Origin of the sequence: Lapillicoccus sp. (assembly GCF_025353065.1) — a bacterium.
In the GTDB taxonomy this organism is placed as follows: domain Bacteria; phylum Actinomycetota; class Actinomycetes; order Actinomycetales; family Dermatophilaceae; genus Lapillicoccus.
Genome location: NZ_JANXRJ010000085.1, coordinates 1 through 10,693, shown reverse-complemented (window position 1 = coordinate 10,693; position 10,693 = coordinate 1). Strand labels below are relative to the sequence as shown.

The window sequence follows — 10,693 nt, the reverse complement described above, 5'->3', positions numbered from 1 at the left end:
GGTGTATAAGGGCGATTTTGTGACGCCGACAAATGTCACGATCGCAACATTCTCCAGCGGCTCTGCAAAAACGTTTGTGAGTACCAAGACGCCAGCATCTACTGTCGTCGGCTCTGACGGCGCTGTCGTGGAAACTGTTCCGGCAGACAGTAGCAACTATTCCTTTTTCCTGACCTGGACCAGTAATCAGTGGAAGATCGCAGAGATTCAGGGCGTGGCATGAGGCAGGCGAGGATTCTCGTCGGCATAGGCCTGATGGTCTCTTGCCTCATCCTCGTTCCGGGCCAAGCAGGGAATGCGGATCCGAGCACCCGGTGCGGGCGGCTAAATATCTGCACTCCGGGTGGTGGAGGAGTTGACACAGGCATGGGTCGAGAGGCGGTGGCCAACCTCCCCAACATCCCAGGCGAAAAAGGTAACTCTCCGGTGGATGCCGCCTACACCGGTCCAAGGTACGAATATGGCACCACGGTGGCCTGCACGATCCAACCCCCAGGTGGCCCGGCCGCAGAGGCAATGTGCTCACTCGCCATCACGAGTTGCAGCGATCCAACGAAGGGCGCAGGTCCGCTGACCCGGATCTGGCAAAGAACGGTTCAAACCACGGGTGAGGTGTCAGGTTGGACATCCATCGGCATTACATGTTGGGCAGACGTAGCCCCCGGAAGTCGTCCCCGCGTGACCATGGCCATGATCATCGACGCCTTCCGTCACACCCGCGTCACACCCCCTGGGCGAAGACTCAGGTCACGACCCAGCCGGCAGGCAACGTCACCCTCATCGGGCTGGACACGTATTACCAGGTGAACTGGTCAACGGCTGGATACCAACCGGGCGAGGTCGACACCGTCGACCTCCTGGGCTACGCCGTCCAGATCAGACCGAAGCTCGACCACTTCACCTACGTCTTCGGCGACGGCGAGACGTTCGGTCCGACGACCTACCTCGGCGGGGTCTATCCCACCGGGACGATCACCCACCGCTACCTCACTGCCGGCGTCAACAGCTCGAGGGTCGACACCACGTTCGGCGCCGACTTCCGGATCGACGGAGGCGCATGGGCACCGATCCCCGATACGGTCACCGTGCCCGGCCCCGCTACAGCAGTCACGGTCAGAACCGCGACTGCTCGGCTCGTCAACCACTGACCGGCAAAGTGTCACGGAGAGCCGAGACACGTGCCCACGGGCAACGTCAGTCGTCCCGTCAGAGGCAGAGGCAGAGGCAGAGGCAGAGATTTGGACTTCTGAGCTGCAAGTCGCTCAGGCGGTGACGCCACCAGCCACGAGGATCCGGCGGCCGCTGATCTCGGTCGGTTCGATCCGGATGAACCGCGGCTTGGGCCCGGTCTGCCACGGGAACAGCGGCAGCGTCATCGCGCGCAGGGCCTCGTTGGTCTCGTGGATGTCGGCGGCGACGCCGTGCACGACGACGCTCCAGGCCGAACCCTTGGCCGGGTCGTAGCCGTCGCACTCGAAAGCGACGACCTGGTGCAACGACGCGAAGACCTTCGTCCCGGTGCCGCTGCGGAAGACGATGGTCCCATGGTCGACGACGTGGTTGACCGGGAAGATGTCGGGCTGGCGGTCGACGATGACGGCGAGGCGGCCGACCACCGACTCGCGCAGCAGCTGCCAGCACACGGCATCAGGGAGGATCTCGGTGGCGGCTTCATGAGTGATGGTCATGTCCCACGGTCTGCCCGGGTGGTCCCCGACCGGTAGTGCCGAAGGTCCCGTCCACCGACCGGCTGCCGTCACACCTCGTCTGCGGTCACATCCGGCTCGCCGGGCATCCCGGACACAGCGTCGAGGCGGGCCGCGGCCCCTTTCCACCGGTCACATGGATTCGTCTGCCTCCGACGATGGTCGGTTCGATCCGCACCAGGTGGGGCCGAAGTCCCCGCGGCCACCTGAACAGCGGCATGGCTTGGGCCGCACCGATCTCTTCGTCGCGTGCGACCTCGTGCGCGACCCCGTGGACGACGACGCTCCATGCCGAGGTGCCATCAGGGTCATAGCCATCCACTTCGAACGCCACGGCTTCGCGCAACGCCCCGAAGGTCTTCGTGCCGGTGCCACTACGAAAGACGACGGTCTCGTGGTCGACCACGTGGTTGACCGGGAAGAGGTCCGGCTTGCCCTCGACGATCACGGCGAGGCGACCGACAACGGCATCGTGGAGCAGCTGCCAACACTGCTCGACCGGAAGGACATCGGCCCCGGGTGAGCCCATGCTGGTGGTCATGGGCGAAAAGCGTACGCCTCGCGGAACCTTGCATACCGTGGTAGCGGCCGTGAAGTTTGGACCAACTGATCAGCGGGTGGTGGGTCAAGTTGAGCAGCCGACCACCGACTCACGCGGCGGCTGCCAGCACACGACAATCGCGAGGGATCTCGTGCCGCGCGGCCAGTGGGCGACAACGCTCCAAACCTTCCGGGACCTTGACCGCCTCATGACCGCCTCACCAGAGCCGAAGGTCCTTCGTCGCAGCCGGGACCACCCGGCATACGGACAACAGCTGGCTTCAGCCCGCCATGCCCTCCAGCTCGACCAGGTCGGCCTCGGACAGCTCCAGACCCGCGCCCTCGACGTTCGCCCGCAGGTGCTCGACGGACGAGGTCCCCGGGATGAGCAGGATGTTGGGTGAGCGCTGCAGCAGCCACGCCAGGGCGACGGCCATGGGCGCGGTGCCCAGACGCGCAGCGACGGACGAGAGCACGTCGGACTGCAACGGGGTGAAGCCGCCGAGCGGGAAGTAGGGGACGTAGGCGATGCCCTGCCTGGCGAGCGAGTCGATGAGCTCGTCGTCGACCCGGTGCGCGAGGTTGTAGAAGTTCTGCACGCACACGATCGGCGCGATGGCCTGCGCCTCAGCGACCTGCTCGGCGTTCACGGTGCTGATGCCGAGGTGCCGGACCAGCCCCTCCTGCTGCAGCTCCGCCATCACCGCGAACGGCGCGGCGATCGAGCCGGGCGTCGGGCTGTCGAAGCCCCCGACCCGTAGGTTGACCACGTCGAGGGCCTCCAGCCCCAGCCGGTCGAGGTTGTCGTGCACGGCCTGGCGCAGCTGCTCCGGTCGCATTGCCTTGGGCCAACCGCCCTTGTCGTCACGCAGCGACCCGACCTTGGTGACGAGGTGCAGCGCCTCGGGATAGGGGTGCAACGCCTCCTTGATGATCTCGTTCGTGATGTAGGGCCCGTAGAAGTTGCTCGTGTCGATGTGGGTGATCCCCAGCTCCATCGCCTCGCGCAGGACCGCCACGGCTGCCTCGCGATCGGCCGGCGGACCGAAGACCTGCGGGCCGGCGAGCTGCATCGCGCCGTAGCCCACGCGGGTGACGGTCAGGCCCTCGGCCATCGTGAAGGTGCCGCCGGGGAGGGTGGTCGTCGTCATGGAAGTGCTCCTCGTTGCTCGTGCGCGTGAAGACTCCACCCTGCTGCACGAGCACCCCATCGGCCAGCGACCGGCCACACCCCTATGGCCGCAGCGGCCGCGCCCGGCTCGGACGACTGGGTCGGGTCGGCTGCCCCAGCCCCGGACCGTCAGCCGTAGCCGCGAAGACCGCCGCCTGGGTGCGGCTCTCCATGTTGAGCTTGGTCAGCACCGAGGTGACGTAGTTCTTCACCGTCTTCTCGGCCAGCGACATCGACAGGCCGATCTGCCGGTTGGTCAGCCCGCGCGCGATGAGCTCGAGGATCCGCCGCTCCTGCGGGGTCAGCCGCTGCAGCCGCGGGTCGGCCGAGCCGTGCATCCGCCAGCGCTCCCGCAGCTTCTGGTACGCCGGGGTGTCCAGCAGGTTCTCCCCCGCCGCGACGCGGCGGATGGACTCGACCAGCCCGTTGCCCTTGATGTCCTTGAGCAGAAAACCCGACGCACCCGCGAGAATCGCTGTCGTCAGGGCCCGCTCGTCGTCGAACGAGGTCAGGATGAGGCCCTTGATGTGCGGGTCGACCGAGCGCACCTCGCGGCACGCGTCGATGCCGGAGCCGTCCGGCAGCCGGGCGTCGAAGATCGCCACGTCGGGGCGCAGTGCCGGGATCCGCCGGATCGCCTCCGCGGCCGAGCCCGACTCGCCGATGACCTCGATGTCGCCCTCGGCCTCGAGCAGCTCCCGCAGGCCGCGCCGGACGATCTCGTGGTCGTCGAGCAGGAACACGGTGACGGTCACAGGCTCGGCTCCGTCGGTGCGAGGTCAGCGTCGTGGGCCAGCTGCACCCGGCGGACGCCGAGGACGGTCGAGGCCACCGCAACCGCCGCGGCTCCCTGGTGCGCCGTGCCGGTGCCGCTGATCTCGACGATCCCGTGCTCGACGCTCGCGTGGGCGGCCATGCCGCCCATCTCGTGCAGCGCCGCGTTGACCTCGATCGCGAGGTCGACGTCGCCGCGGGCCATGACCCGGATGACGTCGCTGCGGCTGATCACGCCGACGGGCTCGCGACCGCGCACGACGGGCAGGCTCTTCCAGCTGGTGCGCGCGAAGATCTCGGCCACGTCCGCGACGTCGCTCGACTGGGTCGTCGTGTGCGGGTCCGGCGTCATGACGTCGGCGACCGAGGTGGGCTGGCGCATCGCGTCCGTGGCCGGGGGACGCATGTGGGCACGCGGGTCGGGCGGGAGCGCGGTCTTCAGCAGGTCCGCCTCCGACACGATCCCGACGAGCTCGCCGCGCTCGTCGACGACGGGCAGCGTCGTGTAGCCCCCTCGGGCCAGCATCTGAATCGCCACGTCGAGCGCCGCGCGGTGTGGCACGGTCACCGCCGGACTGGACATGACTTCGCGCACCAGCATGGAACTCCTTCAGGACGACGGGGCCGGGATGGACAGCCCTGTTTCCAGCCTCGACGACGCCCGTCTGCGGGACCCGGGACCAACGTCCCGGACAACTGTGGTGCCACCGGGCCCGACCGGACAAACGAGGGGCCAAGTGCTCATCGGGGGCGGACCGGGGCGCGCCAGCGCAGTCGCGTCCCGGTCGGCTCGACCGGCCGGATCGTGAAGTCCCCGGAGGCCGCGACCGCTCGCTCCCGGAGGTTGACCAGCCCGCTCGCCGCCTGTGACGGGTCGCATCCCAAGCCGTCGTCGTAGACGTCGACCGTCACGAGGCTGCCGATCTCGACCGACACCCCGGCCTGACCCGCCGCCGCGTGCCGGCTGACGTTGGACAGCCCCTCGCGCACCACCGCGAGCACGTCCGAGCGCAGCGAGCCCGACAGCGCCGCCATCGACCCCTCGAGCGACATCCGTGCCTCGAAGCCCAGCCCGTCGGAGAAGGACGCGACGAGACCCATCAGCTCGTCATCGGGCGACTTCGCGACGACCGGCTGGTGCAGCTCGAAGATCGCGTGCCGGATCTCCTTGATGGCCGCGTCGAGGGCGTCGACGGCCTCGTCGAGCCGGGACGCCACCATCGGGTGGTCCGTCATCCGGGCGGCCGCCTGCAGCGAGAGCCCGGTCGCGAACAGTCGCTGGATGACGTGGTCGTGCATGTCGCGGGCGATCCGGTCGCGGTCGTCGACCAGCACCATCCGCGCCCGGTCGCGGTGGGCGCGCCCGGCGAGCAGGGCCAGCCCGGCCTGCTGGGCATACTCCGTCAGCGCCTGCCTGGAGTCGTCCGGGATCACCTCGGCCAGGGGGTCCCACGTCACGACGAGCACACCGAGGTCGCCGCGTCCCGGCGCGAGCGGCAGCACCGCGAGCGGGCTGTCGCCCACCACGCCCGCTACCCGGCGCACGTCCTCGCGCAGCCCGGCCGTCGCCTCGTCGGCGTCGAGCAGGATCGTCGGCTGCCGGATCCGCCTCGCCGTGTCCCAGAGCGCCCCGGTGAAGGTCGTCCCGACGTATGCCGTGCTGCCCCGCACCTCGTCAGGGGTGGTGCCGACGTGGCAGACCTCGCGCACCACGAGGGTGTTGAGCTCGTCGGCGAGAGCAAGGATCGCGCAGCTGCCGGTGCTCAGGCGCCGGGCGTGCTCGGCCATGAGCGTCGTTGCGGCGTATTCGTCCTCGCGCTCGAGCAGCATCTGCGACACCTCACCAACCGCCTCGATCCACTCCTGCTGACGGCGCCCGAGGTCATAGAGCCGGGCGTTGTCGATGGCCACCCCCGCCGCCGCGGCGAGGGCGACGAGGACCGACTCGTCCTCCGCGGTGAACTCCCCGCCCCCGTGCTTGTCGGCCATGTAGAGGTTGCCGTAGACCTCGTCGCGGATCCGGATCGGGACCCCGAGGAAGGTGTGCATCGGCGGGTGGTTGGGCGGGAAGCCATAGGAGTCAGGGTGTTTCGAGATGTCGGCGAGCCGGCGCGGCTCGGGTTCCCGGATCAGCAGGCCGAGGATGCCGTGACCGCGCGGCAGGTCGCCGATCAGCTCGTGCTGCTCGGCGCTGATCCCGTGGGTGACGAACTCCACCAGGTGCTCGCTGTCGGTGCTGAGCACCCCGAGCGCTCCGTAGCGGGCGTCGACGAGCGACGTCGCCGACGCGACGATCCGGGTCAGCACCTCCGCGAGATCCAGGTCGGCACTGACCGCGACGACGGCGTCGAGCAGGTCGCTCATCCGCACCTGCGACCGGCGCGCGACCGAGGCCCGGGCCCGCAGCTCGTCCAGCAGGTCCTCGAGGTCGAGGCCGCCGATCCCCCGCCACGCCGGCTGCGGACGTGGTCCAGCGTTGGGCGTGGTCATCCTCGATGGTAGGCGGCGCGGCGACCCGCAGCCCCCACCAAGGACAGGACGTTTGACTCTAACGACGAATCCGCTGTGGGCAGAACCTGATCCTGTCAAACATGACGAACGACCTGCACCACCCTCATCCACGACGGAGACCACCATGAGCACCATCCACGCCCCACTCCCCACCACACCGGGGACCACCACCGGCGTCGACTCCACGCGGCATACGACCGCGTTGGCTCGGGTCGCCGGCGCGATGCGCCTCAGCATCGGCTTCGTCTTCCTCTGGGCGTTCCTGGACAAGGCCCTCGGCCTCGGCTTCGACACCGGCAAGGTCACCAAGGGCACCGTGACGACGGTGACCCGCTTCGGTGACGCGGCCTGGATCCACGGTGGTTCCCCGACCTCGGGCTTCCTCGGCCACGCGGCCAGCGGACCCTTCGCGAGCTTCTACAACAGCTTCGCCGGCGCCGCCTGGGCCGATTGGCTCTTCATGCTCGGCCTGCTCGGCATCGGCGCAGCCCTCATGCTGGGCATCGGAATGCGGATCGCCACCATCAGCGGAGCCGTCATGCTCGTCCTCATGTGGAGCGCGGTCCTGCCCCCGGCCAACAACCTCTTCATGGACGAACACCTCATCTACGCCATGGGCCTCGTGGTCCTCACCCTGATCGGAGCCGGCAAGACCTTCGGCTTCGGACGCCGCTACGAGCGGCTCCCGATCGTGGCCGGCCACGACTGGCTCAAGTGATCTGACATGTCCCCCACCCGACAGCTGCCCGCCGCGGCCGTCACCGTCCCCCACCCCGCCGACGTCCGCCCGGTCGTCGTCGGGGTCGACGGCTCGCAGGCCAGTGACCGCGCGCTCGACTGGGCCATCGACGAGGCGCAGCGGCGCGGTCTCCCCCTCCAACTCCTCCACGCCCGCGAGGTGCTGGCCTACAGCGCCTCGGTGCTGCCGGTCGACCCGGTCGGCTGGGACGACCCGCAGTGGGTCCTCCAGGCGGCTCACGCGAGGGTGACCGCCCTGGCTCCCGAGCAGGTGCTTGCCGAAAAGGACGTCCTCGGCACCCCCGCGTCCACCGCTCTCATCACGGCCTCCTCGCGGGCCGACACCATCGTCGTGGGGGCGCGCAAGCACGGCAACCTCGGCGCAGCGCTGCTCGGCTCCACGTCGCTGCGGGTCGCCTCCCACGCCGCCTGCCCGGTGGTCGTCATCCGTGACCTCCCGCCGGTCACCGGCAGCACCCCGCGCATCGTCGTCGGCGTCGACGGCTCCCCCACCTCGGACGACGCCCTCGCCTATGCCTTCGACCGGGCCGACGCCCAGGGTCTGCCGCTCACCGTCGTCCACGCCTGGCCGGGCGACCTCACGGTCGAGATCATGCGGGTCACCGAAGCCATCGCGGACGAGGTGCGGGCCGCAGCGGCCAACGCCCAGATCGCCGCGATACAGGCCCAGATCGCCCCGTGGCGTCTCCGGTTCCCCCAGGTCCCGGTCCAGGTCCTGGTCCCGGCAGGCGACCCCCAGCAGGCCCTCGTCGAGGAGTCGGCCACGGCCACGCTCGTCGTCGTCGGCAGCCGCGGTCTCGGCAGCGTGCGCGGGATGTTCCTCGGCTCAATCAGTGAAGCCGTGCTCCACCATGCGCACTGCCCGGTCGCGGTGGTGCGGCCAACGGGCCCCGGTGACTGAACGCCGCTGCCCGCCGCTGGAGCCGGTGCAGCCTGTCCCGCCTCCGGGCGGTCGGGCGGCCCGGCTCCTTGTCGGCGAAGAAGATCCGCTTGGCCCCCTCGACGAGCACCAGGTATGCCGCGGCCATCACCGCGACGGTGACGAGGAACAGCGGAGGGGGCACGACGAACCCGAGCACCCCCGACAGCGGTGAGAGCGTCACCGCCAGCCCGACCACGACGGTCGCCGAGCTCGCGAGCACCAGCGCCCGGCTCGGCTTGCTGCGCCAGGACAGCCGGCGGGTCCGGATGACGAAGATGACCAGGGTCTGGGTCGCGAGCGACTCGATGAACCACCCCGTGCGAAACAGCTCCGGCCCGGCGTGGAAGAGCCCGAGCAGCACCGCGAAGGTCAGGAAGTCGAAGATCGAGCTGAGCGGCCCGAAGAACATCATGAAGCGTCGGATCATCGCGATGTCCCAGTGCGCCGGTGCCTGCAGCTGCTCCTCGTCGACCCGGTCGGTGGGGATGGCCAGCTGGCCCGCGTCGTAGAGCAGGTTGTTGAGCAGGATCTGCGACGGCAGCATCGGCAGGAACGAGAGGAAGGCCGACGCGGCGGCGGCGCTGAACATGTTGCCGAAGTTGCTCGAGGTCCCCATCAGGACGTACTTGATGGTGTTGGCGAAGATCCGCCGGCCCTCGACCACCCCGTCGGCCACCACCGCGAGATCCTTCTCGAGGAGGATGACGTCGGCCGCGTCCTTGGCCACGTCGGTCGCCGTGTCGACGGAGAGCCCGACGTCGGCACCGTGGAGGGCGAGGGCGTCGTTGACGCCGTCGCCGAGGAACCCCACGGCGCGCCCGTGCCCCCGCAGGACGCGCACGACGCGCGCCTTCTGCTCCGGGGAGACTCGAGCGAAGACCGTTGTCACGTATGCCGCCCGCCCGAGCGAGTCGTCGTCGAGCAGGTCGACCTCGACCCCGGTCAGGACGCCGTGGACGGCGAGCCCGACGTCGGCACAGACGCGTTCGGCGACGACGGCGTTGTCACCGGTCGCGATCTTGACCGCGACCCCGAGGCTGCCCAGTCGAGCCAGCGCCGGCGCCGCATCGGCCTTGGGCTGGTCGAGGAAGACGAGGAAACCGTCGAGCGTCAGGCCGTGCTCGAGGGACCGGTCGAGCGGGGCGCCGAGGGTGCCGGTCCTGTCGAGCGTGGCGGATGTGGCCGGCGAGCTTGCGATGGTGGGCGTGTTCGGCGGCAGGTCGCGGCTGGCGACTGCGACGACGCGGCTGCCGGCGGCGAACAACCGGTCGAGGGTCTCCTGCGCCGCCTCGGGCACAGCGACACAGCGGGCGAGCACCGACTCGGGGGCGCCCTTGGTGACCAGGCGCCGTGCCCCGTGCGAGTCGGCGACGAGGGCGCTCGCCATCCGGCGCTCGTGGTCGAACGGGAGGTAGGCCAGCCGCTTCCGGGGTGCGCGGGGACGCTGGCCGGCGGCCACGGCACGGGCGAGGGCGCCGTCGAGCGCGTTGGCCGCGCTGCCACCGTCCGCATCGGCTGCGCCGCTGCCGATCCCGGAGTCGGGGTCGAGCTCGGCCGCCAGCAGGGCGAGCTCCGAAACCCGCGGCGCAGCAACGCCGTCGGGGTCGATGGCTCCGGTGAGGGTGATCGCCCCGTCGGTGAGCGTGCCGGTCTTGTCGGTGACGAGAATGTCCATGTCGCCGAGGTCCTCGATGCAGATGAGGCGCTTGACGAGGACCTTGCGTCGGGCGAGCTGGCGGGCGCCGACGGCGAGGCTGGTGCTGACCACGGCCGGCAGCAGCTGGGGCGTGATGCCGACCGCGATGGCGAGGGAGAAGAGCAGCGACTCGATGATCGGCCGGTGGAGGAGGAGGTTGGTCACGAGGATGAGTCCGGTGAGGGTGATCGCCACCTGGAGCAGCAGCAGCGAGAAGGAGCGGAGGCCGCGCTGGAACTCGGTCTCGGGCTCCCGCTCGCCGAGCCCGAGGGCGATCCGGCCGAACTCGGTGAGGCCGCCGGTCGCGACGACCACGCCGGTGCCGGTCCCCCCGCGGACGATGGTCCCCATGAAGGCGGTGCAGGTGGCCATGCCGTCCCCGGTGCCCCCGTCGCCGGACACGACGCCGTCGACGGGGACCGCCTTCTCCGCCGGCTCGGACTCCCCTGTGAGGACGGCCTCGTCGCACTCGAGGTCGGCCGCGGTGAGCAGTCGCAGGTCGGCCGGCACCAGGGCGCCGGCCGAGAGGTGCACGACGTCACCGGGGACGACCGCGGTGACGTCGACGCGGGTGAGGCCCCCGTCCCGCAGGACGAGGGCCGTGTGCCGCAACA

Annotated in this window: 11 protein-coding genes; 4 read left to right on the top strand and 7 right to left on the bottom strand. The window is 69.9% G+C overall.

Features of this window, described 5'->3' with window-relative positions:
* Positions 1 to 223 (top strand): hypothetical protein (locus Q0R63_RS07260; protein ID WP_295695803.1); only part of this gene is annotated, 223 nt, incomplete at its 5' end.
* Positions 224 to 803: 580 nt separating this feature from the next.
* A complete protein-coding gene (locus Q0R63_RS07255; protein ID WP_295695801.1) occupies positions 804 to 1,148 on the top strand; it encodes a hypothetical protein in 345 nt (114 codons plus the stop codon).
* Between the two features lie 114 nt (positions 1,149 to 1,262).
* Here Q0R63_RS07255 and Q0R63_RS07250 read toward each other — a convergent pair whose 3' ends face one another.
* The 6 genes from Q0R63_RS07250 to Q0R63_RS07225 all read right to left on the bottom strand — a co-directional run bounded on the left by Q0R63_RS07250 (position 1,263) and on the right by Q0R63_RS07225 (position 6,681).
* On the bottom strand, positions 1,263 to 1,688 hold the full coding sequence (locus Q0R63_RS07250; RefSeq protein WP_295695799.1) for a pyridoxamine 5'-phosphate oxidase family protein: 426 nt from the start codon (positions 1,686 to 1,688) through the stop codon (positions 1,263 to 1,265).
* A gap of 85 nt (positions 1,689 to 1,773) precedes the next feature.
* Entirely contained in the window at positions 1,774 to 2,247 is a 474-nt protein-coding gene (locus Q0R63_RS07245) for a pyridoxamine 5'-phosphate oxidase family protein (RefSeq protein ID WP_295695797.1), read from the bottom strand.
* 280 nt (positions 2,248 to 2,527) lie between these two features.
* Positions 2,528 to 3,397 carry an aldo/keto reductase family oxidoreductase gene (locus Q0R63_RS07240; RefSeq protein ID WP_295695795.1) on the bottom strand — a complete coding sequence of 290 codons (870 nt, stop codon included), beginning with the start codon at positions 3,395 to 3,397 and terminating at the stop codon, positions 2,528 to 2,530.
* An 82-nt stretch (positions 3,398 to 3,479) separates the two neighbouring features.
* The gene (locus Q0R63_RS07235; protein ID WP_295695793.1) at positions 3,480 to 4,172 is read right to left on the bottom strand and encodes a response regulator transcription factor; all 693 of its coding nucleotides are present in this window, start codon (positions 4,170 to 4,172) and stop codon (positions 3,480 to 3,482) included.
* Positions 4,169 to 4,774, bottom strand: a complete 606-nt coding sequence (locus tag Q0R63_RS07230; RefSeq protein ID WP_295695805.1) for a CBS domain-containing protein — start codon at positions 4,772 to 4,774, stop codon at positions 4,169 to 4,171. The genes Q0R63_RS07235 and Q0R63_RS07230 overlap by 4 nt, the downstream gene beginning before the upstream one ends.
* Before the next feature lie 158 nt (positions 4,775 to 4,932).
* Complete coding sequence (locus Q0R63_RS07225) at positions 4,933 to 6,681, bottom strand: GAF domain-containing sensor histidine kinase (protein ID WP_295695791.1); 1,749 nt, start codon at positions 6,679 to 6,681, stop codon at positions 4,933 to 4,935.
* Positions 6,682 to 6,826: 145 nt separating this feature from the next.
* Here Q0R63_RS07225 and Q0R63_RS07220 point away from each other — a divergent pair, with 145 nt between their 5' ends.
* Both Q0R63_RS07220 and Q0R63_RS07215 read left to right on the top strand, forming a co-directional pair.
* Positions 6,827 to 7,420, top strand: a complete 594-nt coding sequence (locus Q0R63_RS07220) for a hypothetical protein (protein WP_295695789.1) — start codon at positions 6,827 to 6,829, stop codon at positions 7,418 to 7,420.
* Positions 7,421 to 7,426: 6 nt separating this feature from the next.
* Positions 7,427 to 8,362 carry a universal stress protein gene (locus Q0R63_RS07215; RefSeq protein WP_295695787.1) on the top strand — a complete coding sequence of 312 codons (936 nt, stop codon included), beginning with the start codon at positions 7,427 to 7,429 and terminating at the stop codon, positions 8,360 to 8,362.
* Here the strand turns inward: Q0R63_RS07215 and mgtA are convergent.
* Positions 8,292 to 10,693: magnesium-translocating P-type ATPase (mgtA, locus tag Q0R63_RS07210; RefSeq protein ID WP_295695785.1), on the bottom strand; the 2,402-nt coding region annotated here is incomplete at its 5' end. The genes Q0R63_RS07215 and mgtA overlap by 71 nt on opposite strands.